The 23,892-nt window shown below is 72.9% G+C and carries 17 protein-coding genes; 10 read left to right on the plus strand and 7 right to left on the minus strand.

Annotated features, from left to right (window positions below; genetic code table 11):
- Nucleotides 1-11 precede the first annotated feature (11 nt).
- Complete coding sequence (locus ACRAKF_RS32755) at nt 12-1,631, minus strand: GMC oxidoreductase (RefSeq protein WP_447041451.1); 1,620 nt, start codon at nt 1,629-1,631, stop codon at nt 12-14.
- 228 nt (nt 1,632-1,859) lie between these two features.
- Between ACRAKF_RS32755 and ACRAKF_RS32760 the strand changes: the two genes are divergently transcribed.
- The 10 genes from ACRAKF_RS32760 (at nt 1,860) to ACRAKF_RS32805 (ending at nt 16,061) form a co-directional block, all read left to right on the plus strand.
- On the plus strand, nt 1,860-3,248 hold the full coding sequence (locus ACRAKF_RS32760) for an MFS transporter (RefSeq protein WP_447041452.1): 1,389 nt from the start codon (nt 1,860-1,862) through the stop codon (nt 3,246-3,248).
- Nucleotides 3,249-3,343: 95 nt separating this feature from the next.
- A complete protein-coding gene (locus ACRAKF_RS32765) occupies nt 3,344-5,245 on the plus strand; it encodes a helix-turn-helix domain-containing protein (RefSeq protein WP_447041453.1) in 1,902 nt (633 codons plus the stop codon).
- A gap of 109 nt (nt 5,246-5,354) precedes the next feature.
- Nucleotides 5,355-7,001 (plus strand): cytochrome bc1 complex cytochrome b subunit, encoded by a 1,647-nt coding sequence (gene qcrB / locus ACRAKF_RS32770; RefSeq protein WP_447041454.1) that lies wholly within the window; start codon nt 5,355-5,357, stop codon nt 6,999-7,001.
- Nucleotides 7,002-7,031: 30 nt separating this feature from the next.
- Nucleotides 7,032-7,895 (plus strand): metallophosphoesterase family protein, encoded by an 864-nt coding sequence (locus ACRAKF_RS32775; protein WP_447041456.1) that lies wholly within the window; start codon nt 7,032-7,034, stop codon nt 7,893-7,895.
- A gap of 153 nt (nt 7,896-8,048) precedes the next feature.
- Nucleotides 8,049-9,206 carry a radical SAM protein gene (locus ACRAKF_RS32780; protein WP_447041458.1) on the plus strand — a complete coding sequence of 386 codons (1,158 nt, stop codon included), beginning with the start codon at nt 8,049-8,051 and terminating at the stop codon, nt 9,204-9,206.
- On the plus strand, nt 9,203-9,895 hold the full coding sequence (locus tag ACRAKF_RS32785) for an iron-containing redox enzyme family protein (RefSeq protein WP_447041459.1): 693 nt from the start codon (nt 9,203-9,205) through the stop codon (nt 9,893-9,895). The genes ACRAKF_RS32780 and ACRAKF_RS32785 overlap by 4 nt, the downstream gene beginning before the upstream one ends.
- Nucleotides 9,895-11,424, plus strand: coding sequence for an MFS transporter (locus ACRAKF_RS32790; RefSeq protein ID WP_447041460.1), 1,530 nt, complete (start codon nt 9,895-9,897; stop codon nt 11,422-11,424). Before ACRAKF_RS32785 ends, ACRAKF_RS32790 begins: the two co-directional genes overlap by 1 nt.
- A 57-nt stretch (nt 11,425-11,481) precedes the next feature.
- A complete protein-coding gene (locus tag ACRAKF_RS32795) occupies nt 11,482-14,559 on the plus strand; it encodes an adenylate/guanylate cyclase domain-containing protein (RefSeq protein WP_447041462.1) in 3,078 nt (1,025 codons plus the stop codon).
- Nucleotides 14,560-14,717: 158 nt separating this feature from the next.
- Nucleotides 14,718-15,413, plus strand: a complete 696-nt coding sequence (locus tag ACRAKF_RS32800) for a S8 family serine peptidase (RefSeq protein WP_447042283.1) — start codon at nt 14,718-14,720, stop codon at nt 15,411-15,413.
- Entirely contained in the window at nt 15,414-16,061 is a 648-nt protein-coding gene (locus ACRAKF_RS32805; RefSeq protein ID WP_447041464.1) for a GAF domain-containing protein, read from the plus strand.
- Here the strand turns inward: ACRAKF_RS32805 and ACRAKF_RS32810 are convergent.
- From ACRAKF_RS32810 to ACRAKF_RS32835, 6 genes are all read right to left on the minus strand, one after another.
- Nucleotides 16,024-17,922, minus strand: coding sequence for a BTAD domain-containing putative transcriptional regulator (locus ACRAKF_RS32810; protein ID WP_447041466.1), 1,899 nt, complete (start codon nt 17,920-17,922; stop codon nt 16,024-16,026). The two genes, ACRAKF_RS32805 and ACRAKF_RS32810, sit on opposite strands and share 38 nt — an antisense overlap.
- A gap of 123 nt (nt 17,923-18,045) precedes the next feature.
- Nucleotides 18,046-18,243 carry an aroma-sacti cluster domain-containing protein gene (locus ACRAKF_RS32815; protein WP_062783374.1) on the minus strand — a complete coding sequence of 66 codons (198 nt, stop codon included), beginning with the start codon at nt 18,241-18,243 and terminating at the stop codon, nt 18,046-18,048.
- A gap of 72 nt (nt 18,244-18,315) precedes the next feature.
- Nucleotides 18,316-19,014, minus strand: a complete 699-nt coding sequence (locus ACRAKF_RS32820) for an iron-containing redox enzyme family protein (protein WP_447041467.1) — start codon at nt 19,012-19,014, stop codon at nt 18,316-18,318.
- 81 nt (nt 19,015-19,095) lie between these two features.
- Nucleotides 19,096-20,079, minus strand: a complete 984-nt coding sequence (locus ACRAKF_RS32825; protein ID WP_447041469.1) for a radical SAM protein — start codon at nt 20,077-20,079, stop codon at nt 19,096-19,098.
- The gene (locus ACRAKF_RS32830; protein ID WP_447041471.1) at nt 20,076-21,188 is read right to left on the minus strand and encodes a radical SAM protein; all 1,113 of its coding nucleotides are present in this window, start codon (nt 21,186-21,188) and stop codon (nt 20,076-20,078) included. Before ACRAKF_RS32830 ends, ACRAKF_RS32825 begins: the two co-directional genes overlap by 4 nt.
- A 136-nt stretch (nt 21,189-21,324) precedes the next feature.
- Nucleotides 21,325-23,892, minus strand: a complete 2,568-nt coding sequence (locus ACRAKF_RS32835) for an FtsX-like permease family protein (RefSeq protein ID WP_447041473.1) — start codon at nt 23,890-23,892, stop codon at nt 21,325-21,327.

Consider the following 23,892-nt stretch of genomic DNA (forward strand, 5'->3'; position numbering starts at 1 on the left):
AGGCCGGTGGCTCACAGATCAGTGTCGATGATCTTCTCGATGTTCCGCTCGGCGAGCGCGGTGATGGTGACGAACGGATTGACGCTGGTGTTGCCGGGGACCAGCGCGCCGTCGATGACGTACAGCCCCGGATAGCCCTGGAGACGGCCGTAGTTGTCGGTCGCCTTGCCGAGGACCGCGCCGCCGAGCGGGTGGTACGTGAGGTGGTCGCCCCAGATCTTGTGGACGCCGAAGAGGTCGGTGCGGTAGATCGTCCCCTCCTTGGCGTTGATCTTGTCGAAGATCGTCTTAGCGGCGTCGATCGAGGGCTGCTTCCAGGCGGTCTGCCAGTTCAGCTCGGCCCGGCCCGCCGCCGCGTTCCAGGAGAACTGGGCGCGGTGCGGGTTCTTGGTGATCGACAGGTAGAACGAGGCGAACGTCTCTATGCCGGTGGGCAGCGGCGCCACCTCGGCGAACGCGCCGCCCGCGGCCCAGTTGTCGATGCCGGCGGTGGGGATGGACGACTGGAGGCCGCCGGTCGCGTCCCAGAGGTGGTTGGCGCGCCCGCACATGACGTTGCCGTTGTCGCCCCAGCCCTTGCCGACCTCGCCGTTGAGCCGGGACAGCGCGCCGGTCGCCCTCAGCTTCACCAGGAGCTTGCTGGTGCCGACGCTGCCCGCGGCGAAGAAGACCCTGTCGGCCGTCGTCTCCTTGGTGGCGACGGTGTCACCGGTGGTGTTGAGCTGTTCCATGGTGACGGTGTAGCCGCCGCCCGCGGCCGGGGTCACCGAGGTGACCCGGTGCAGCGGGGTGATGGTGACGCGCCCCGTGGCCTTCGCGCGGGCGAGGTAGGTCTGCTGGAGGGACTTCTTGCCGTGGTTGTTGCCGTAGAGGATCTCTCCGGCGAGCGCCGACCTGGTGGCGGTGCCCGCCTGCTCCCGCTCCATGTAGTCCCAGTCGTACACGTCGGGCACGAAGACGAAGGGGAAGCCCGAGCGCTGTGCGTGCTTGCGGGCGACCCGGGTGTACTGGTAGCACTCGGCCGTCTCGAACCAGTCCGGATCGATGGTGGCGACCCCGAGGCCCGCGTTGGCGCGCGGGTAGTAGGTCCCGTACATCTCGCCCGCGTCGACCGTCGGCAGCACGGCGGCGAAGTTCTCGCGCTTGGGCGTGACGGCCATGCCGCCGTTGACCAGCGAGCCGCCGCCCACGCCCCGGCCCTGGTAGACGGTGATGCCGCCGAACTCCTCGGCGTCCAGGATGCCGGTGTGCCTGGGGACGTTCCTGTCGATCGGGAAGCCGAGGAAGTTGCTCAGCGGCTGCTTGGTCCTGGTGCGCAGCCAGTAGGAACGCAGGTCCGGGCTTGTGGTGTTGGCGAAGATCTTCCCGTCGGAGCCCGGGGTGTCCCAGGCCATGCCCATCTCGACCATGTGCACGTCGACGCCGGCCTCGGCGAGCCGCAGGGCGGCGACGGAGCCGCCGTACCCCGTGCCGATCACCAGGACGGGAACGCGCGCGGCGGCGTCGACGGCGCGGGCCGGGTACGCCTGCGCGGAGAGCGCGACGGCACCCAGAAGAGAACCGGTTCCAGCGATAAATCTTCTACGTGACGGACCATCAGAAATAGTGCTGTGCTCGCCTTTAGTGCTCATGTGGCCTTCCTTGATTGTGTCTGAATCGCAACGAGTTCTACTGCCGCCCATGCGGGAAGTCACGGCATACCAAAAAGTAACTTCTGTCCGGTCTCCCCGTCTGCATGGTGGCCGGTCACATCAGGGGCGCCACAACCATGGTGCTCCGCCATATACGCCACTGATCTGCGGTTTCCTACTTTGGGCCGGTACGGAAGCGTCCCCGCGGAATTCCTGGAAGTGGTACACATGGCCTCCCAAGCAACCGCTCCGCCGGCCCGCGCCGGCATCGGCCGCATCGTGGCGGCCGGCCTCGTCGGCACCACCATCGAGTGGTACGACTTCTTCCTCTACGGCTCGGCCGCCGCACTGGTCTTCAACACCCTCTTCTTCCCCTCCAGCGACCCCCTGGTCGGCACGCTGCTCTCCTTCCTCACCTACGCGGTGGGCTTCGCGGCCCGACCCCTCGGCGGCGTCGTCTTCGGACACTACGGCGACCGCGTGGGACGCAAGAAACTCCTGGTGATCAGCCTGCTGTTGATGGGCGGCGCCACCTTCGCGATGGGACTCCTCCCCACCCACGCGAGCATCGGCGTCGGCGCCCCCGTCCTGCTGACCGTGCTCCGCCTCGTGCAGGGCTTCGCCCTCGGCGGCGAGTGGGGCGGCGCGGTGCTCCTGGTCTCCGAACACGGCGGCTCCGCGCGCCGCGGCTTCTGGGCCTCCTGGCCGCAGGCCGGGGCGCCCGGCGGCAACCTCCTCGCCACCGGCGTGCTCGCGCTGCTCGCCGCCGTCCAGTCCGAAGAGGCCTTCCTCGCCTGGGGCTGGCGCGTGCCCTTCCTGCTCTCCGGGGTCCTGGTGATGATCGGCCTGTGGATCCGCGTCTCCGTCACCGAGTCACCCGTCTTCCTCCAGGCGCGGCGGGAGACGGAGGCCGCCGCCGCGGCGGGAGCCGAGGAGAAGCCGCCGGTGGTCGAGGTGTTCCGCAAGAGCTGGCGCGAGGTCCTCACCGCCATCGGCCTCCGGTTCGGCGAGAACGTCTCGTACTACATCCTCACGGCCTTCGTCCTCGTCTACGTCACCGTGCACCTGGAGCTGCCCAAGAGCGACGCGCTCAACGCCGTGCTCATCGGGTCGGCGCTGCACTTCGTCACCATTCCGCTGTGGGGCGCGCTCTCCGACCGCCTGGGCCGCCGTCCGGTCACCCTGATCGGAGCGGCCGGGATGGCCGGCTGGGCCTTCGCCTTCTTCGCGCTGCTCGACTCGGAGTCCTTCCCCGTCATCACCCTCGCCGTCACCGTCGGACTGCTCTTCCACGGAGCGATGTACGGACCGCAGGCCGCGTTCATCTCCGAGCTGTTCGACACCAAGGTCCGCTACTCCGGCGCCTCGATGGGCTCCCAGCTCGCCTCCGTCATCGGCGGCGCCCTGGCCCCGCTCATCGCCGTGGAGCTCCTCAGGGACCACGACTCCGCGCTGCCCGTCGCCCTCTACATGTCCTTCGCGGCCCTCGTCACCGTCGTGACCGTGAAGTTCGCCAGGGAGACCAGGGGACGCGACCTCGCCGCGGACGAGAGGGGCGCTCCCGCGCCGCTGCCCGCACCGCCCGAGCGCGAGGGCTCCGTGCCGCTGGGCGGCTGACCCCGTCCGCGCGACCGCCGCGGCCTGCCTCCCCCGCCCACGGATGTCGGGGCAGGCCATCGACCGCACCCACCCCGCCGGGAGACCATCGCGCCATGCTCCCCACCACCAAGAGCGCGGGCCACGCCGCACTCCGGTCCGCTCTGCGCGGCCTGCTCGACCTGCTCGACCGGGGCGCGCCCGCCGAGGACTTCGCCCGCCCCGCCGCCCTGGCCCGCGAGGCCGGCACCGGCGCCGATGACCTCGCCGCGCTCACCGAGGCCACCGACGTGGCGCTGCGCGTCCACCGCACCCTCGGCGCGCACCGCCGCCGCGAGGCCGAACTCACCGCGCTCTTCGACACCGCGAGCGACCTGGCCGCGCTGCGCGACGCCGACGCCGTCCTGCGCGCCATCGTGCGCCGCGCCAAACTGCTCCTGGGCACCGACGTCACGTACCTCTCGCTGAACGACGAGGCGGCGGGCGACACCTACATGCGCGTCACCGACGGCAGCGTGGCCGCCGCCTTCCAGCAGCTCAGGCTCGGCATGGGCGAGGGGCTCGGCGGCCTCGTCGCCCAGACCGCCCGCCCCTACGTCACCGGCGACTACCAGGAGGACCCCCGCTTCCACCACACCGACGCCATCGACGGCGCCGTCCTCCAGGAGGGACTGCGCGCCATCCTCGGCGTGCCGCTGCGCCTCGGCTCCCGGGTGATCGGGGTGCTGTACGCCGCCGACCGCGCCGCCCGCGAGTTCGCCACCGAGGAGATCGTGCTGCTCTCCTCGCTCGCCGACCACGCCGCCATCGCCATCGACGGGGCCCGCCTCCTGGAGGAGACCAGGGCCGCGCTCGTCGACCTCAACGCCGCCACCGAGACCATCCGCGCCCACAGCCGGGCCATGCGCCGCGCCGAGCGGGCCCACGACCAGCTCACCGACCTCGTGCTGCGCGGCGGCGGCGCGGACGACGTGGCCGACGGCATCGCCGCCCTCCTGGCCGGCGGCGTCCTCATCCACGACGCGGACGGCACCGAACTGGCCCGCACCGGCGCCGGACCACTGCCCCCGCCCGCGGCCGCCGTCGCCGCCTCACGGGCCAGCGGGCGCGCGGTCCCGCAGGACGGCACCTGGGTGTGCGCGGTCCTCGCCGGGCCCGAACTCCTCGGCAGCATCGCCCTGACAGGACGCGCCGAACTCGCCGACGCCGACCGGCGGCTGTTCGAGCGGGCGGGCGTCGTCACCGCGCTGCTCCTGCTCCTGCGCCGGTCCGTGGCCGAGACCGAGGACCGGGTCCGCGGCGAGCTGCTGAACGACCTGCTCTCCACCACCGGCGACCCGGCCGGCCTGGCGGCCCGCGCCCGCCGCCTGGGCGTGGGACTCACCGCCCCGCAGTCGGTGTTCGTCGCCCACGGCGAGAGCGCCTCGCGGCAGCGGCTCCTCGCCGCCGCCCACCGCACCGCCCGCGCGCACAGCGGCCTCGCCGGGCTCCACCACGAGGACGTGGTCATCGTGACGCCCACCGAAGCACCGGGCGCCCGCGCCCATACGCTCGCCACCGAGCTCGGCCAGGCCGTCGGCGCCCCCGTCACGGTCGGTGCGGCGGGCCCCGTCGAGCCCGCCGGGCTGCCCGCCGCGCACGCCGAGGCCCTGCGCTGCCTCTCCGCGCTGCGGGCCCTCGGCCACACCGGGCACGGCGCGGCCCTCGCCGACCTCGGCTTCGTCGGACTGCTCATCGGCGAGAGCGCCGACCTCGGCGGCTACGTACGGGCGACGCTCGGCCCCGTCCTGGACTACGACGCCGAACGCGGTACGGAGCTGACGCGCACCCTGGAGGCGTACTTCACCGAGGACCGCAGCCTCACCCGCGCCAAGACCGCACTGCACGTCCACGTCAACACCGTCGTGCAGCGCCTGGAGCGCGTGGCCCGGCTCCTCGGCGAGGACTGGAACGGCCCTGCCCGCACCCTGGAGATCCAGCTCGCCCTCAGACTGCACCGCCTCACGCCACCCAAGTGAACGCGTACGTACACGAACTGGCCGATTCCGCTTGGCTGTTGTCACATCCGGACCTGTTGGATCCGTCATACCTTCGACTTACGCTGACAGCCGTCTGAAGGGGAGTCGCATGAGCGGACGCAGCGAGCGGACCGGACCACGTGGTCGCCCCGCGCCACCGGGGCGGGGGGAGCGGGTCGCCGACTGGGCGGACGGGCGCCTCGGCATCCACACACTGGCCAAGACCCAGATGCGCAAGATCTTCCCCGACCACTGGTCGTTCATGTTCGGCGAGATCTGCCTCTACAGCTTCCTGATCCTGATCCTCACCGGCACCTATCTGACCCTCTTCTTCGAGCCCAGCATGGCCGAGGTCACCTACGACGGCACGTACGTACCGCTCAAGGGCCTCCAGGTCTCCAGGGCGTTCGAGTCCACGGTCGACATCAGCATGGAGGTGCGCGGCGGCCTGCTGATCCGGCAGATCCACCACTGGGCGGCGGTCGTCTTCGTCGCCGCCATGCTCGCGCACATGATGCGGGTGTTCTTCACGGGCGCCTTCCGCAAGCCCCGCGAGGTCAACTGGCTCTTCGGCTGGACGCTGCTGTTCCTCGGCATCATCACCGGCCTGACCGGCTACTCCCTGCCCGACGACATGCTGTCCGGCACCGGCATCCGCTTCGCGCAGGGCGCCATCCTCTCCATCCCCGTCGTGGGGACGTACCTCTCCTTCTTCCTGTTCGGCGGGGAGTTCCCGGGGGACGACATCATCGCGCGGCTCTATCCCATCCACATCCTGCTGCTGCCCGGGATCATGCTCGGCCTCGTCGTCGCCCATCTGATCCTGGTCTTCTACCACAAGCACACCCAGTTCGCCGGTCCCGGCAAGACCGAGAAGAACGTGGTCGGAGCGCCGTTCCTGCCCGTCTACATCGCCAAGGCGGGCGGCTTCTTCTTCCTCGTCTTCGGCGTCCTCGCGGTCATGGGCGCGGTCGCCACCATCAACCCGGTCTGGGCGATCGGCCCCTACCGCCCGGACCATGTCTCCACCGGCGCCCAGCCGGACTGGTACCTGGGCTTCTCCGAGGGGCTGATCCGGGTGATGCCGAGCTGGGAGATCAACGCCTGGGGGCACACGCTCGAACTGGGCGTCTTCATCCCCTTCATGCTCTTCCCGCTGATCCTCGCCGCGATCGGCGTCTACCCGTTCATCGAGTCCTGGGTGAAGGGCGACAAACGGGAACACCACATCCTCGACCGGCCGCGCGACGCCCCCGTGCGGACCGCGCTCGGCGTCGCCTGGCTCTCCCTGTTCGGCGTGCTGATGATCGGCGGCGGCAACGACCTGTGGGCCACGCACTTCCACCTCTCCATCAACGACATCACCTGGTTCGTGCGGATCGGCTTCTTCGTCGTCCCCGTCATCGCCTACGTCGTCACCCACCGGATCTGCCTCGGACTTCAGCACAGGGACCGCGAGAAGGTGCTGCACGGCCGCGAGACCGGCACCATCAAGCGGCTGCCGCACGGCGAGTACGTGGAGGTGCACGAGCCGCTGCCGCAAGGGGAGTTGTACCGCCTGACCGCGCACGAACAGCACCAGCCGCTGGAGATCGGCCCCCTGGTCGACGCCAACGGAGTGGTCCGCAAGGTCCCCCGCTCCCTGCGGCTGCGCTCCCGCCTCTCCCGCGCGATGTACGGGCCCGGCGCGCAGGTGCCCAAGGCCACGTCGGAGGAGTACCTGGCGATCCACCGGGGGGAGGGCGATCACCACTGAGGAGGCGACTCGCGCTAGCCTCGCACAGTGATGGCATCCGAGAGCACTCCGAAGCTGTTGGCGGTCAGTGACCTGCACGTGGCGTATACGGAGAACAGGGAGTACGTCGAGACCATCCGGCCGACGACCGACCAGGACTGGCTGATCGTCGCCGGAGACGTCGCCGAGCGCATGGCCGACATCGAGTGGGCGCTGCGCACGCTCGCCGAGCGGTTCGCGAAGGTGGTGTGGGCGCCGGGCAACCACGAGTTGTGGACTCCGGCGGACGATCCGGTCCAACTGCGCGGCGAGGCACGCTACGAGCACCTCGTCGCGCTCTGCCGGTCCATGGGCGTGGTGACCCCCGAGGACCCCTACCCGATATGGCGCGGCGCGGGCGGGCCGGTCACCGTCGCCCCGCTGTTCCTCCTCTACGACTACACCTTCCGCCCCCAGGGGACCGAAACCAAGGAAACCGCGCTCGCGGCCGCCCACGAGGCGGGAGTCGTCTGCACCGACGAGTACTTCCTGCACCCCGACCCCCACGCCACCCGCGACGACTGGTCCCGCGCGCGGGTCAAGCTCACCGAGGAGCGGCTCGCCGAACGGACACCGGGCCTGCCGACGATCCTCATCAACCACTGGCCGCTGGTGCGCGAACCCACCCGCATCCTGCGCTACCCCGAGTTCGCCCTGTGGTGCGGCACCGAACGGAGCGCGGACTGGCCCGTGAAGTACGACGCGGCCGCCGTCGTCTACGGCCATCTGCACATTCCGCGCACCACCTGGCACGACGGGGTGCGCCACGTGGAGGCGTCCGTCGGCTACCCGCGCGAGTGGCGCAGGGGCTTCCACCCCGACCCGCATCTGCGGCAGATCCTGCCGGTGCCCGAGGGGGAGGACCGGGAGCGGTGACAGGGCCGGGCCGCCCGGGCCCGGCCGCGCGCAAGGGTTCCGCAAGCGCGGACATACCGGTGGACAAGCCGCGTCCGTGAAGCTCGGGGCAGGAAGCCGCGTCCGGCCGGGTCACCGGCCCGGCGGCCCGGCCCCGGGAGAGGAGGCGGACCCATGCACCTGCTCGACCTGCTCGCGGCCAGGCCCAGGCCCGCCGCCGCCCTCCTCATGACGCTGACCAGGCGGTGCCCGCTGTCCTGCGCGCACTGCTCCACCGCTTCCGCGACGGACTCCGAACAGCTCGACGCGGCACCGCTCACCGCCTTCGTCGAGACGTTCCGCCCCGCCGACCGGCCCGACTTCCTGCTGCTCACCGGCGGTGAACCGCTGCTCAGGCCGCGCCTGGTCACCACGCTCGCCGAGACGGCACGCGGGGCGGGGGTCCGCAGCCAGCTCCAGACCGGCATGTTCTTCGCCCGCGACACCGGCGGTGGGGGCCGCGTCCCGCCGCCGATCGCCGAGGCGCTCGCGGCCGTCGACCACGTCTCGGCCAGCCTCGACGTCTTCCACGAGGCCGAGGTGCCACGCGCCCGCGTCCTGGACGTCCTGCGCACACTCCACGAGGCGGGCAAGGACGTGAGCGTGCAGCTCACCGGACGCGGCCCGAACGACCCGTACCTGGCCGAGGCCACCGCGGAGATCCGCCGCGCCTTCGCCGACCGGGTGCCCGTCCTGGTGGCCGAGGTGCGTGCCGCGGGCCGGGCCGCCGACTGGCTGCCCGGAGCCGGCCCCACCGCCCTGCCGCGCGGCGCCGCGCCCTGCGCGATGGCCGCCTGGCCCGTGGTCGCCTTCGACGGGACGATCGTCACCTGCTGCAACCAGAACGTCGTCGACGGCCTCGGCGGACGGCTCCCCGGCCATCTGCGCCTCGGCCACGTCGCCGACGACGACTGGCCCACGGTCCGCCGCCGCCTCGTCGAACGCCCGCTGCTGCGCGGCATCAGGTCCCTGGGCCCGGTCCACCTGGCCGACACCCTGGCCGGCGCTCCCCGGCGGGAGACGCCCTCCGGGGCGGAGGGCCCCGGCTACTGCGGCACGTGTGTGAGCGCGCTCGGCACCCCGGACGCGGCCCGCGCGGCCGACGCCCGGCTGCGCCGCGAGGGCACCCGCGTCCTGGAACGGGAGATCGGCGGGCTCGTCGAGGAGCGCGGCGCGGACGGCTTCCTCGCCGGGCACGGCGTCGACGGCTACCGCGAACTGGCCCGTCTCGGCGCTCCCGCGCCCACCACGGCCGCCGGGCCAGGGACCGGCCTCGCCGGAGGTGGCGCGTGACCGGGGCGGGAACACGCGTCGACACCGCCGTCGGACTGCTCCTGCCCGGCCTGCGCGCCACGCTCGAACAGATCTGGACGGTGCCCGAACCGGCCCGCGTCTACCCCGAGTTCCTCGTCCTGACCCACCAGATCATCAGGGCGTCCGTACCGCTCATGGAGTGCGCCAGGTCCCGCTGCGGCGAGCTGGCGCGCCAGGACGGCGACCCGGTGGCCGCCGCGCTCATCCCCTACTGGGAGCGGCACATCGAGGAAGAGACGGGGCACGACACCTGGGTCTGCGAGGACCTCGCCGCCCTCGGCCACGACCCCGCGAGGGCGTGGCGCGGCATGCCCTCGGCGGCGGTCGCCACGCTCTGCGGCGAACCGTACTTCTGGATCCACCGGCTCCACCCCGTCTGCCTCCTCGGCTACCAGGCGGTACTCGAAGGCAGCCCGCCACGCCCCGACGTCGCCGCCGTGCTCAGCGCGCGCACCGGACATCCGCACGACGCCTTCCGCACCCTCGCACGGCACGCGGCGGCCGACGTCGGCCACGGCGCCGAGCTGCGACAGCTCCTCGACGAACTTCCGCTGGGCGAACGCCTCGCGGCCGCGGTGAGCAACTCCGCGCTGCACACGGTGCGGTCCGTGATGCGGGTCTTCGAGGGGCTCGTGGACTCCTACGGTCTCCGGAAAGGGGTCCTGTGATGGCGAAGCCGCCCGCGATGGCCGCGGCGCTGAGGCACCGGCGCTTTCGAACCCTGTTCGCCAGCCAGGTCGTCTCCTGTGTGGGCGACTGGCTCGACTACCTCGCCCTGATCGTCCTGGTGACCTACGTCTGGGACCAGGGCGCGGGAGCGCTCGCCGCCGTGAGCGTGGCGACGGCCGTGCCGCTGGTGCTGCTCGCCCCGGTCGCCGGTGCGCTCGCGGACCGGGCGCGGGACCGCAAGGCCGTCCTCATCGGCTGCGACGTGGCACGCGCCGCCCTGGTGCTCGGCTACCTCGCCGCGCCGGGGCTGCCGGCGCTGCTCACCCTCGTGGTGCTCAAGGTGGCGTTCTCCGCGGTGTTCAACCCGGCCTACCAGAGCACGCTGCGGTCGGTGGTCCCCGAGCGGGACATGCTCTCCGCGATGTCCCTGACCGTCTTCGCCAACCAGGCCGCGAAGGTGGCGGGCCCCGCGCTGAGCGGTCTGATCGTCGCCCTGTGGGGGGTGCGCGCCGCCTTCGTGGCCGACGCCGCCACCTTCGTCCTCTCCGGGCTGCTGCTCTGCGCCGTGCGGCTGCCCCGGCGGGCCGAGGGGGAGGACCCCGAGGGGCAGGACCCCGGAGAGGCGGCCGAGCGGCGCGGGCGCGGCAGGCTGTGGGCCGAGAGCGTCGAGGGCGTGCGGTTCATCGTCCGTACGCCGGCGCTGATCGCGGTGATCGGCAGCATGGCGGCCACGCTCTTCCTCGTCCTGGCCTTCGACACGCTCTCGCCGCTGGCCATGCGGGAACTCGCCGTCGACGAACAGGACCTGGGGTACGTGGTCGCGGCGGTCGGGCTCGGCGCCGTCCTCGGCACGCTGGCCATCAGCCAGTGGGGCATGCGCGTACGCCCCTTCGTCCTGCTCGGCCTCGCGCAGGTCGCCGTCGGGGCACTCGTCGGCGCCATCGGCATCGGCCTGGGCGCCGGGGCCGACGGCCTCGCCGTGCTGTGGATGGCCGTCGCGTTCGGCATCGGCTTCGCGGCGGCAGGGATCATGGTCGTCTTCCCCTACGTGCTGCACCGGGAGACACCGCAGGAACTCATCGGCCGCGTCACGTCCACCGCGAACGCCTTCCCCGTACTGCTCCAGCTCGCGGCGCCGCCGCTGGGCGCGCTGCTCGCGGGCTGGTTCAGCGTCGGCTTCGTCTTCCGCATGGCGGGAGCGGCGCTCTGCGTCGTGGGTGTGGTGGTGTGGATCTACGGGAGGGGCGAGAAGGTGGAGCGTGGCGAGAGGCAGGGGCTCGGCGAGCGCGAGGAGCCCGGCGAGGACATCACCGGGAGCACGGCGAAGGACCCGGACCGGAACCTGGAGTTGCTCCGCGACGCGGGCTTCCCCGTCGACCACCTGCCCGACGGGCGGCGCGAAGCCCTAACGGAGCTGTCCGACGAGGAGCTGCGGACCCTGATCGACGTACAGGCCCGCATCCAGGAGCGCGCCCCCGAGGTCGAGGCGCACAGCGTGGAACCGATCATCGGGGGCGTCCTGTTCTGACCGCCCCGGCACGGAACGGACGGGCCGGGGGCGTGAGGGGGGGAGGGAGGAACGAGGGTGAGCGAGCGAACCGCCCAGAGCCGCAAGACCGTCACCATCGTCTTCTGCGACATGGTCGGTTCGACCGCGCTCAGCGAACGCCTGGACGCCGAGGCGCTGCGCCACGTCATGCTCCGCTACTACGCCGTCCTCAGCGACTGCCTGGAACGCCACGGCGGGACCGTGGAGAAGTACATCGGCGACGCCGTGATGGCCGTCTTCGGCATCCCGGCGGTCCGTGAGGACGACGCGCTGCGGGCGGCCCGCGCCGCGCTCGACATCCTCGCCGCGGTCGAGACGTTCGCCGAGAGCGCGCGCGGCGCGCACGGCGTGCCGGTCGCCGTGCGCATCGGCATCCACACCGGCGAGGTCGTCACGTCCGGCGCCGCCGACGCAGGGCACGCCCTGGTCTCCGGCGAGGTCGTCAACGTGGCGGCCCGCCTCGAACAGCACGCCCCCACCGGGCAGATCCTCATCGGCGCCGACACCCACCGGCTGATCGCCCAGGCCGCCGAGACCGTCCCGGTGCCGCCCCTGACCGTGAAGGGAAAGCGGGACCCCGTGCCCGCCTGGCGCCTGGTGGCGGCGGGCTCACCGGAACACGGCGCGGCCCGCGGACCCGGGGTCGCCCTGGTGGACCGCCACGACGAACTGGCCGAGCTGAAGCTGGCGTTCGCCCGCGTCCGCAGGGACCGCTCCTGCCAGTTGGTGACGCTGTACGGGGACCCCGGCGTCGGCAAGAGCAGGCTCGCCCGTGCCTTCGCCGCCGCGGCGGGGGACGACGGGGCGACGGTGGCGTGCGCCGGCTGCCCCCCGTACGGCAGCGACGGCTCGCTCGCGCCCCTCGCCGGCATGCTGCGGCGGCTGCTGGGGGACTCGCCGCCCGAACGCCTCACGGAACTGCTCGGCACCACGGGCCCCGACGCCGCCGTCGCCACCGCCCTGGCCAGGCTCGCCGCCACGGGACGCTCGGGCACCTCCTTCGACGAGACCTGCTGGGCGCTGCAACGGCTGTGCACCGCCCTCGGCGGCGAACGCCCGCTCGTCCTGGTCATCGACGACCTCCAGTGGGCCCACGAGGACCTGCTGGGCGCGCTCGACCACATCGCCGACTGGGTGCAGGGCGCCCCCGTCCTCCTGCTCGGCCTCGCCCGCCCCGAACTCCTCGAACTGCGCCCGAGCTGGGGCAGCGGCAAGCTCAACGCGACGGCGCTGGTCGTGCCCCCGCTCGGCGGGGACGACTGCCGGGAGCTGGTGACGCGGCTCAGCGACCGCGCTCCCGCCGCAGCCGACGACGACGTGGTGGCCCACCTCGTGCCGCCGCCCCTGCCCGGACCCGCCGTCGAGCGGCTCATCAGCCGCTCGGAGGGCAACCCCCTCTTCGTCGAGCAGATCGTGGCGATGGTCGCCGAGGGCGCCGACCCCGACGACGTACCGCTCTCCGTACGCGCCATCGTCGCCGCCCGCCTCGACCGCCTCGCCCCCGACGAGCGGGCCGTCCTGGAGGGAGCCGCGGTGATCGGCGCGGAGTTCACCACCGACGACCTCGCGGCCCTCGCGGAGCCCGGTGCGACGGCGGCGGCACCGATCGTCCGCGACCTCGCGCGGCGGCGCCTCCTGGAGCCCGCGGACCCCGGCCCCGCGGGCGAGCCCCGCTGGCGCCCCGCGGGCCAGCTGATCCGCGACGAGGTCTACACCGGCATGTCCAAACTCCTGCGCGCCCAGGGGCACGAGAGCTTCGCCGCCCACGTGGAGCGCCGCGGCCCCGGCGACCACCACACCATCGGCACCCACCTCGAACACGCCTCGCGGCTGCGCGCCGAACTCGACCCCGGCGACCCGGAGGTCACACGCACCGCCGAGGCCGCCGCCGCGCACCTCGGCCGGGCGGGGACCGAGGCACTCGCGCACGGCGACATCAACTGGGCCGTCGGGCTGCTGCGCAGGGCCCTGGCGCTGACCGGCGACCTCCCGGCCGCGCTCGCCGTACGCACCTCCCTGGCCGAGGCGCGGCTCGCCGCGGGCGACGCGGAGGCGGCGGTCACCGAGCTGCGCGCGCTGCTCGTCGAGGCGGAGCGGGCCGGGGACGGCCGGACCGCGGCCAGGGTCCGCCTCCAGCTCGGCTATCTGGAGCCCGGCACGGAGGGCTTCGGGGCGCTCCTGGACGCGGCGCGCGCCGCGGTCCCGGTGTTCACCGAGACCGACGACGCGCTCGGCCTCGCCCGCGCCTTCCTCGCCATGGGCCAGGAGCGGCAGAGCCGCAGCCGCCACCGGGAGGCGGCGGCCCACCTGGAGCGGGCGCTGCACGAATCGGTGCGGGCCGGCGCCGAGCTGGAGCGCGCGGGCATCCTCGGCGCCCTCGCCGTCTCGCTCTGGCTCGGCCCGGAGCCCGTCGAATCGGCGCTGAGCAGTTGCCGCGCCTTCCGCGGCGACCACCTCGCGGGACGCCTCGTGGGGCGCGCCACGGTGGGGTGCCCGATGGCCGTGCTGCTCGCCATGCGCGGCGAGTTCGACGAGGCCCGCGGCCTCCTGGACGACGCGCTGACCACCCTCACCGACCTCGGACACCACTTCGCCGTGCCCGCCGTACTCCTCTTCCGGGCCGGCGTCGAGGAGCTCGCCGGATGCTGGGGCGAGGCCGAGCGGCTGCTGCGGGAGGCCGCCGACGGCATGGAACGCCTCGGCGACCCGCAACTGCACGGCACCGCCGTACGCGACCTGGCCCGCGTCCTGCTCGCCCGCGGCGCGCCGGCCGACGCCGTGCGCGCGCTGCTCGACGCGCTGGAGCGCGACGGGGTGACCGCCATGCCGGCGGCGGCCTGCGAGGTGTACGGCATGCGGGCCCGCCTCGCCGCCGCCGAGGGCGACGCGGCGGCGGCCGACGCGCACCTGGCCACCGCCCTGCGCGCCGCCGCGCTGACGGACTCGCCCGCCTGCCTGGCCACCGCCGAACTGGACGGCGCGCACTGCGCGGTGCTCCTCGACCGCGGCCCCCTGGCCGAGCGGGCGGCCGGCGAGGCCGAACGGCACTTCACCGCCAAGGGGCACCTGGTGGGCGCCCGCAGAGCCCGCGCGCTCCGGGAAGGACCGCGGTGACCGCCGCGCCCGAGGGGCTGACCTGGCATCTGCTCGGCCGTGACCGCGACGCCATCGAGATCCGCACCGACTGGGCGGGCGCGGGGACCGCGGGGAAGACCGACGACGGCGCCGAGTGGGCGTGGGGCGGCGCGAGCGGCCGGGGCGTCCGGGTCTGTGTGATCGACTCCGGCGTGGAGACCGCGCACCCCCTGGTCGGCCCGGTCAACGCCTCGTACCTCGTACGGGAGGTCCCTGGGGGAGGAGGGACGGAAGGGGAGCACGAGGTGGTGCGGGTGGCGGGCGGCGACTCCACGGGGCACGGCACCGCCTGCGCCTCGATCATCCGCGGCCTCGCGCCGCAGTGCGAGCTCGACAGCGTGCAGGTCCTCGGCTCCGGCTTCCGCGGCTCGGGCGACGTGCTGATCGCCGGGGTGCGCTGGGCCGTCGAGCGGGGCTACGACGTCATCAACATGAGCCTGTCCACCACCCGCAAGGCGTTCGCGCCGATCCTCCACGACCTCGCCGACCAGGCCTACTTCGGCCGCAGCCTCCTCGTCGCCTCCGCCCACAACATGCCGGTGGAGAGCTTCCCGTGGCGGTTCTCCTCCGTGATCTCCGTGGGCAGCCACGACGTCGACGACCCCGGACTGCTCCTGTACAACCCGCGGCCGCCGGTGGAGTTCTTCGCGCGCGGGGTGCAGGTCCCCGCGGCCTGGCCCGGCGGCGGCACCCGACGCTGCACGGGCAACAGCTTCGCCACCCCGCACGTGGCGGGAATGTGCGCCCGCATCCTCGGCAAGCACCGCGGCATGACCGCGTTCCAGGTCAAGCAGGCGCTGTTTCTCGCCTCGGCCAACGTCAGGAGCCAGTAGATGAACCACAGCGGGCCACCGACGGCACACAGGGGCACGGGAGAGGACGAGAGCCACGGCGCGCTGCTGCGCTCCGTGGTGCGCACGGCGGTGGCGATCTTCGACGCGCAGGCCGGTTCCATCGCCCTCCTCGACCAGGACAGCGGGGAGCTCGTCTTCGAAGCGGTGGCGGGCAAGGGCGAGGACGCCCTGGTGGGCCGCCGCTTCCCCGCGGAACGCGGGATCGCCGGGTGGGTCCTTCAGTCGCGCCAGCCCGTCGAGGTGCACGACGTGGACACCGACGCCCACTTCGCGCGCGACATCGCCGAGTCCACCAGCTATGTGCCGAAGGCACTGATGGCGGCGCCGCTGCTCCACGGCGACGAGCCGCTCGGCGTGCTCGAAGTGCTCGACCGCAGCGCGGAGGTGCGCACCCCGCTGGCCGCGATGGAACTTCTGGCGCTCTTCGCCGACCAGGCGTCCCTGGCCCTGGTCCTCGTGCAGCGCGCCCGCCGCGCCCGGCTGCTGGGCGGCGCGGCGGCCCCCGGACCCGTGGAGGCCGCCGCCCAGGCGCTGGCCGGGGAGATCAACGCGCTGGACGGCGGCCGTCGGGAGAGCGCCCTGCGGATCGTCAGCGACCTGGCGGAGGTCCTGCGCAGACGGCCGTGACCGGACAGCCCGCGGGCTCCGCGTCACGCGGCGGCGGCGCCTGCTCCTGGCAGAGGTCGTGCACGAAGGCACCGAGCCGGAACAGACACGCCCCGTCGTACCCCGGCGGCCGCACATGGGTCAGCGCGTGCGCGTCGCACAGCCGGTTCAGCGTCTGCGCGGCGTCCGCGGGCTCGCCGCCGAGGCGCAGCCAGGCGTCCATGAAGGTGAAGTCGCAGCCGGTGTCCAGGAGTCGCAGATTGCCCCAGTCCTCGCCGGTGAGACTGTCGTAGCCGCGCCGCAGGCTGCGGCGGAGGTCGACGTCGCCGACCGTGAACCAGTCGAGGCCGCAGGAGGACTCCACGTGGTCGACGAGCTTGGTCAGCGGCCAGAACCGGCGCGGGGCCAGCCGGGCCCCCGCGATGCGCAGGGCCAGCGGGAGCCCGCCGCAGAACCGGGCGATGCGCCGGGCGGCCTCGGGCTCGGCGTCCACCGCGTCGGCGCCGGTGATGCGGCGCAGCAGCTCCAGCGCGTCGTGGTCGCCGAACGGTCCCAGTTCGAGCACCTCGGAGCTGTCCAGGCCCGCGAGGCGCGAGCAGCTCGTCACCACGGTGTGGACCGGCGCGGCGCTCGGCAGCAGCGGTCTCACCTGGGCCTCGCAGACGGCGTTGTCCAGGACCAGCAGGGCGGGCACCCGCAGCACGAACCGCGCCCGGTAGCGCCTCACCAGGCCCGGCAGGTCGGACGGCAGCAGCTCCGGCGGCTCCCCCAGTTGCTGGAGGAGGTCGGTCAGCCCCTCCGCCGGGGTGCGCGGCAGCCCCAGCCCGTCGACGAGGTCGACGTGGAAGACGCCGCCCGGATACGCCTCGGCCGCCGCGTGCCCGGCGGCGACGGCGAGCGACGACTTCCCGACACCGGGCGGCCCCGTCACCACCGTCACCCGCCAGGACGCCGCCGCCCCCGCGTGGGCCTCGACATCGGGGAGCAGCGCGTCCAGTTCCCGTGCGCGGCCGGTGAAGTCCGCGAGGCCCGGCGGCAACTGCACGGCCTGGGCGACCGGCTCCGGCGCACGGACGGGGCCCGTGCCTCGCCCGGGGACGGCCACGGCCACCGCGGGCGCCGCGGGCTCCGGCGATCCGCCCTCCAGGATCTCCCGCTGCAACTGCTGGAGCACCGCGCCCGGTTCGAGGCCGAGTTCGAGGGAGAACAGGCGCCGCGTCTCGTCGTACGCGATCAGCGCGTCGTTCTGCCGGCCGACACCGCACAGCGCCCGCATGTACTGGGCCCTGAACTGCTCCCGGAAGGGGTGTTCCGCGAGCAGCGGCTCCACCTCGTCGAGCACCTCGTGGTGCAGGCCGAGGCGCAGCCGGGCGGTGAACCACGCCTCCAGGCCCGAGAGCCGCCGCTCGTCCAGGCGCGCCGCCTCCGCGTCCAGCGGCGCCACGCCCTCCATGCCCCCGAACGGCCTGCCGTGCCAGAGCGACATGGCCTCCCTGATCAGCTGGTCGACGCGGACCGCGTCACTCTCCGCGGCGGCCCGCCGGGCCATGTCGATGCCCTGCTCGAAGCGGACCATGTCGATGGACCGCGGGTCGACCGCGAGGCGGTAGCCGGGCCGCTGGTGCAGCAGCCTGGCGTCCACCTCGTGCCCCTCGTGCGCCAGCGCGCGGCGCAGGTGGTGCACGTACACCTGGAGGTTCTTGCCCGCGCTGCGTGGCGGGTCCTCGCTCCACAGGGCGTCCACCAGGCGGTCCACCGGGACCACCGAGTCCGGCCTGCACAGCAGCACCGCGAGCAGCACCTGCTGCTTGAACGGCCCCAGCGCGAGCTGCTCCGACCCGGTGACCGCGGCGAGCGGTCCGAGCACGTTGAACTGCAACACGGTTGAATCCTTCCCCCTGTGTGCGTACCTCTCGTGGTCGCGCCGCAGGGCCCAGGCGGGAAAGCACCTGGGCCCTCAATGGTGATCAGCCGATGTACGGCGGGTGACTCGTCCGGCGTGGTACTACCAGACGAAGGCGCCGCTGAGCGGGCTGTTGCTGTGCGACACGACGTCCTCTGCGGCGTCGAGACGCGACTTGACGGAGTTGAGCAGCGCGACTTCCTCCTGGCTGAGGGAGGCGATCGCGTCGAGCTGCTGCGGGTTGGCGCCCTTGAAGTTGTGGCCGGCGGCGGCGAGTTCCTTGAGAGCGTCGAACGACATGGCGTTCCTCCTTGGTTGGCTGGTGGTCCGTCGGTCGGCGGACCACCGGGTGCGAGGGGAATGGGCGTCCCCTCACGCTCGGGTGACCGCCGGGGCCGGAGCCCGGCGGGAGGCCAGCACCGCCCGCAGGGCGGCGTCGGCGGCGTCGACGGAGTGCAGCGCGCTGAGGCCGACGGCAGTGGCCAGGTCGTGCGTCAGCGGCATTTCGTCGATGGTGCGCAGAAGTTCTTCACGGTGTTTCACGTCGAGCGCGGCATGGCGCTCAAGGGTGCGGAATCCGGCACGCGGATATCCGGTGCGTCGGGTCAACTCGTCGACGAGTCCCGGTGAGGGCGGATTTCCCTCAAGAACCGCGATGTGCCCGAGCAGGCAGACCGGATGGTAATGGCGGATCCAGTAGTACTGGGCACCCACCAGATTGGCGACGGACGCCTCGGGAACCCGGCGGAGCGGCTCCTGCGGGTCGAATCCGAGCGCCTCCAGATCCTGCCTGAGCCATTCGTCGTGCCCCTGCTCCTCACGAATGTGCCGGGTCAGGTACGTGGCGAGGACATCGGCGGCGGGGTCGTCGCCCGCGCGCTTTTCGGCCTCTTCGAGAGCGCATTCCATCAGGGGTACGGTCGAACGGATCGCGGTGTGCAGCATACAGAGGTACTCGGGATAAAGGTCGCGGAGTCGAGGTGAATCCCACAGCTCCCGCGAGGTCGCGGCGAGGCGGGGCAGCAGTAACTCGACTTTCGCGAGGAGCACACGGCTGTGCCGGGCGGTCATGGAACGTCTCCTAATGTCGCGGTGCGCGAAGTCCGTGGTGACGGTCCGGGAGGAGTACGGGCGAATCCCGGTGTCAGCGGTTCATTCGGTGAGGCCGGCGAGGGCGGCGAGCAGCGCGTCGTGCCTGCTCTCCCCGGTGCGCCGCTTGGTCATCGCCCAGCAGAGCCCGCAGATGGAGGAGAACTCACGGTCCGCGAGGTCGCGGTGGAGCGGGAGCGCCGTGAGGGCGCCGGGGCCGACCGAGCCGATGGCGCGGAAGAAGTCGTCGTCGTGGAACTCGCGCACCGCGCGGCCCACTTCCGGGCCGTCGGTGGCGTCGCGGCGCAGGTCGTCCGGGCCCGCGCCCATGATCACGGACTCGTTGCAGCAGGCGGTGACGCGCCCGTCGTAGCGCACGACGGTGGCGTCCACCACGTCGCAGGGCCCGAAGTCCCGCCCCGCGGTGCGCTGCTGCCAGGAGTAGTGCGCGGAGCCCCTGCCGTGCGGCAGCCCGTGGGTGGGGATCAGCTCGGCCCGCTCGGGCCAGTCGGGGCCCAGCGCCTCGGTGAGCGAGGCGCGCGTGGCGGCCAGGTTGTCGCCCTCGTCGATGCACTGCACGACGATGGGTACGTGGTGCCGGGCGATGACCCGCGCGGCGTTCACGAACCGCTCCGGGCCCTGCCCGTCGACGTGGTGGGCGTCGGTGCTCAGGTAGATCGACGTGGTCAGCGGCAGCAGCCGGTCGATCCACTCCGGGGCGCGCGGCGAGGCCGCCCAGAAGCCGCTGGTGTAGATGACCACGTGCTTGCCCGCCTCGGACAGCCGGCGAACCGCCAGCGTGAGCCCGCGCCGCTCGATGAACGGCTCGCCCCCCGAGATGCCCACCATGGTGATCTCCGGCATCGCCGCCAGTTCGTCGACCAGGGATTCGAGCAGGACGAAGTCGGTGATGCGGGGGCTGTCGGGGCGCGAGTCCACCGAGCAGTGCGCGCAGCCCACGGGGCAGCGGTCGGTGAGGAACAGCAGGACCGACGAGCCGCGGTCGCGGCGGATGGCGAGGATGTCCTGGTGGGTGAGCGCGGTCATGGCGTGCTCCCCGCGGTCTGCTGGGCGCCGGTGGCGGCAGTGGTCTCTTCGAGGCCGAGGGTGACGAGATCCGCGTACTCGGTGATGCCGTACTGCTGGGCGAAGGAGACCGCGCCGGCCCCGACGAGCATCTCCTCGGTGCGTTCCTCGACGAGGCGGGTGGTGGGCTCGACGGCCAGGCGGCGCACGCCGCTCGGGATCGCCGGGTCCTTGGAGAGCACCCAGCAGGTCTGGCAGTAGCCCTCGGTGCCGCAGCCGCCCTTCGAGCCGTGACGTTCCATCAGGTATTCGGGTCCGGTCGCCCGGATCGCGCGCACCATCGGGTCGCCGATGGCCCGTGCCTTGATCGTCGGCCAGTCGTCCTTGGCGATGTGGCCGAGGTAGAGGTGGGGCGGCAGGGGCACCTTGCCGTCCATGACGTCCTGGTTGCCGCAGGCGGTGACCTGCCCGTTGAAGCCGATGACGGGCCAGGCGGAGACGGCGCAGGGGGCCGGCGTGATCTCGCCGGTCGGCAGCGGCGCCTGCTTGAGCCAGGCGTCCGCGCGGCCGTGCGGGCTGACCGGGGCGACCAGCATCGGCACCCGGTCGTCGAAGACCCTGCGGACCTCGGCGGTCAGATCGGCCAGATAGGGGTCACCGGGGCCCGTCCCGGTCAGTTGGAGGCTGACCTGCTTGCCCTCGGCCATGAGTTCTTTCAGGACACGGAAGACCGCCGCCCGCGGGACCTCCTCCTCGTGGAAGACGTCCAGGCTCGCGGAGAAGTGGTCCACCGCGTCGATGGCCCGTTTGATGGGCCGGGGAATGCGCCCGCGGTCGGCGAAGTACAGGCCGGACAGGACATGGCTGCGCGCGCCGACCGCGCGGGACAGTTCCGCGATGTCCTGCACGAGGCGGGGGCGCAGCAGTGCTTCGCCGCCCGACATGAGGACGAATTCAGGCCGGTTCTCCGCGGTGAAGGTCTCGGCGAAGCGCCGGAAGAGCTGCTCGGGATATTCCTCGCTGTCAAGCATGGAACTGGTCGAGCAGTGCTTGCAGTGGAGAGGGCACCTGCGGGTGATCCCGAAGAACACCGCAGCCGCGGGCACCGGGCGATATCGCAAGATCTCCATGAGGTGCACCGGAATCCCCCTCCGTTGACATGTTCTGTCGGCTTCCGTGCTGTTCTTCTTCGAGTATGGAGTCTCGTACTTTCGTTCGTCTTTGAAGATGGTTGAGAACCGGTTCTACCGGTTCCCAACCATCTATTCAGACGGACGGAAGCACCCCGTCGGGGCGATTTCGCAGCGCGAGTGCCGCAGGCAGAGCGGTGGAAATCAGCGCCAATGCGGCAACTCCCGCGAGGATGAGGGAGTAACCGAGCGGCGGAATGCTGAAATCGGTGGAGCCGGTCAGCGCGCCGTTCGCCCCCGCGAGCCCCGTGACGGCGATGGCCGTTCCCGTCGCGGCCCCGATGAGCACCGCGATGAGCGTCTCCAGATACAGCATGGCGGTGATGTGCCGCGGGCCGGCGCCGAGCAGGCGCAGCAGCGAGACCTCCTTGGCCCGCTCGGCCGTCCCCATGAGCAGCCCGTTGATCATCGACACCGCGGTGAAGAGCACCAGGACGGACAGCACGAGATACGTGCCCGTGGTGTTCTGCGCCAGCGAGGTGCGCAGGCCGTCGGCGTACTCGTCGACACCGGTCACCTCGACCGTCGGATGGTCCTTCACCAGCGCGGCGGCCGCCGCGCGCAGCCGGTCGCCCTGGCCGGGAGCGGCGCGCACCAGGACCGAGTCGGCCAGGTCCTCGTGCAGATGAGGCCGCAGGTAGCGCTCGGACAGCAGGATGTCGCCGAGCCCCAGCGGCCGGTCGAAGACGGCGCCGACGGTCAGCTCGACCTTCGTGCCGTCACCGAGCCAGCCCCCGAAGCGGTCCCCGACGTCGAAACCGCGCTGCTTGGCATAGGTGCGGCTCACGGCCGCGGTGCCGTCCCGCTCCAGGCTCCGCAGCGAACCCTCGCGCAGCCCCAGGTCCATCACCTTGCCCGCCGCGACGGGGTCCAGCGCCTGGGCGCCCAGGACGTCCGGGGTGCCGAGGACGTCGGAGATCACCGTGGTGGAGCGGGTGGCCGCCACGGCGCCCACCCCGTCCAGGCCGCGCGCCGCCTCGGTCACGTCACCCGGCAGCCCCGGCGAGTCCTGCGGCGTCAGCACCAGGTCGGCCTGCGTACGCCGCTCGGTCTGCTCGGCGGTGATGCGGTTCAGCGAACCGGTGACCAGCAGTACCGTGCAGGCCATCGCCACGGTGAGCATCAGCGCCGAGGCCATGGAGGCCACCCGGCGCACCGAGAACCGGGAGTTGGCGTGCGCCAGCCACCCCGTCACCCCGCCGAGCGCCGACACCAGCGCGCCGAGCGGCGGTTCGAGCACCCGGGCGAGGAGCGGCCCGAGGAGTGCGGCGGCGCCCATCAGGAGCAGCACGATCAGGTACTGGAAGGCGACCCCGACCTCGCCGCCGATGTGCTGCGTGGCGAAGAACAGCGCGATGCCACCGCCGAGCGGCAGCAGCGCCAGCAGCACCCGTGTGACGGTGACCGGCCTGCGCGGGGACACCGCCTCGCGCAGGGCGTCGGCGGGCCTGATCCGCGAGATCCGCCCCGCCGCGGCGAGCGCCGCGACCAGCGCGAGCAGCAGGGTGGCCGCCGCCGCGAGCAGGAACGGCAGGGCGCCGAGATGGAGTTCGTACGCATCGGGGGCCGTGCCGCCCTGGCGCAGGCGGTCCAGGATCAGGCCGGAAAGGGGGACGGCGAGCAGGAAGCCGGGCAGCAGACCGGCCGTCGCCGCGAGCATGGTCTCCATGGCCACCATCCGCCTGACCTGCCAGGACGTCGCACCCACCGCGCGCAGCAGGGCGATCTCCTGGGTGCGTTGCAGCACGCTGAGCGCGATGGTGCCGCCGAGCACGAACACCGCGAGGAAACCGCCGATGCCCGCCATGGGCCCGAACAGCAGCGTCGTCGAGGCGAGCCGCTCGGTGGTCTCGGGCGCGCCCGCCTTGGCGCGCGCGTCACCCGTGAGCACGTCCAGACGCGGCACGTCCAGGGCTTCGCGCACCCGCCGCTCCATCGCGTCGGCGGAGACGCCGTCGGCGAACACCCCCGCGTAGGCGGCCTTCCCGCCGGTGCCCGCGAGCCGCTCGGCGGTCCCGGCGGCGAAGAACAGCGAGGCCTGGTCGGGGAGTCCGTCGCGCCCCCGCGGCTTGGCGATCCCCGAGATCCGGTAGGCCGCCGCGCCCTCGGCGGTGACGATCCGTACCTCGCCGCCGACCCGGTGGCCGCCCCGCGCGGCGGTGCCCGCGTCGAGGACCACCTCGTCGTCAGCGCCCGGCGCCTTCCCCGAGGCCAGGGTGAACGGCGTCAGCGCGGCGGCCTCCCACGCGTGCCCCTCGGTCACGCCGTCGTCGGGCCCCGCCTGGGCGGTGCCGTCCTTGGTGACCGCCTGGGCGTAGAAGGGCGTGTCCGTCACCACGCGCCGTACCCCGGGCACCTCGCGCACCCGCTCCACCTGGCGCTCGGTCAGCCGGGGCGCCTGGTCGAGCGGATAGCTCTCGTGGTCGACGTTCTGTCCCGAGCCGGTGCGGATCACGACCTCGGGGTCCATCCGCACCACGGCCGTGGTGGCGCCGAACCGGTCGGCCTCCGGCGCCGACCGCAGCCCCGATTCCACCAGGATTCCGCAGGCGGCGACCAGCATGGCGGCCATCGCGGCGGCGCAGAGCGCGCCGATGAACCCGTACCGGTGCTGGCGGATGCCCGTGAGCGCGAGCTTGAGCAC

This window comes from Streptomyces sp. DSM 118878 (genome assembly GCF_052936595.1).

Bases quoted from the DNA above. Each gene is read 5' to 3' on its own strand.
- ACRAKF_RS32830 (WP_447041471.1), bottom strand. From the start codon at position 21,188: ATGGAGATCTTGCGATATCGCCCGGTGCCCGCGGCTGCGGTGTTCTTC.
- ACRAKF_RS32805 (WP_447041464.1), top strand. From the start codon at position 15,414: ATGAACCACAGCGGGCCACCGACGGCACACAGGGGCACGGGAGAGGAC.
- ACRAKF_RS32815 (WP_062783374.1), bottom strand. From the start codon at position 18,243: ATGTCGTTCGACGCTCTCAAGGAACTCGCCGCCGCCGGCCACAACTTC.
- qcrB (WP_447041454.1), top strand. From the start codon at position 5,355: ATGAGCGGACGCAGCGAGCGGACCGGACCACGTGGTCGCCCCGCGCCA.
- ACRAKF_RS32780 (WP_447041458.1), top strand. From the start codon at position 8,049: ATGCACCTGCTCGACCTGCTCGCGGCCAGGCCCAGGCCCGCCGCCGCC.
- ACRAKF_RS32820 (WP_447041467.1), bottom strand. From the start codon at position 19,014: ATGACCGCCCGGCACAGCCGTGTGCTCCTCGCGAAAGTCGAGTTACTG.
- ACRAKF_RS32760 (WP_447041452.1), top strand. From the start codon at position 1,860: ATGGCCTCCCAAGCAACCGCTCCGCCGGCCCGCGCCGGCATCGGCCGC.
- ACRAKF_RS32755 (WP_447041451.1), bottom strand. From the start codon at position 1,631: ATGAGCACTAAAGGCGAGCACAGCACTATTTCTGATGGTCCGTCACGT.
- ACRAKF_RS32765 (WP_447041453.1), top strand. From the start codon at position 3,344: ATGCTCCCCACCACCAAGAGCGCGGGCCACGCCGCACTCCGGTCCGCT.
- ACRAKF_RS32790 (WP_447041460.1), top strand. From the start codon at position 9,895: ATGGCGAAGCCGCCCGCGATGGCCGCGGCGCTGAGGCACCGGCGCTTT.
- ACRAKF_RS32775 (WP_447041456.1), top strand. From the start codon at position 7,032: ATGGCATCCGAGAGCACTCCGAAGCTGTTGGCGGTCAGTGACCTGCAC.
- ACRAKF_RS32825 (WP_447041469.1), bottom strand. From the start codon at position 20,079: ATGACCGCGCTCACCCACCAGGACATCCTCGCCATCCGCCGCGACCGC.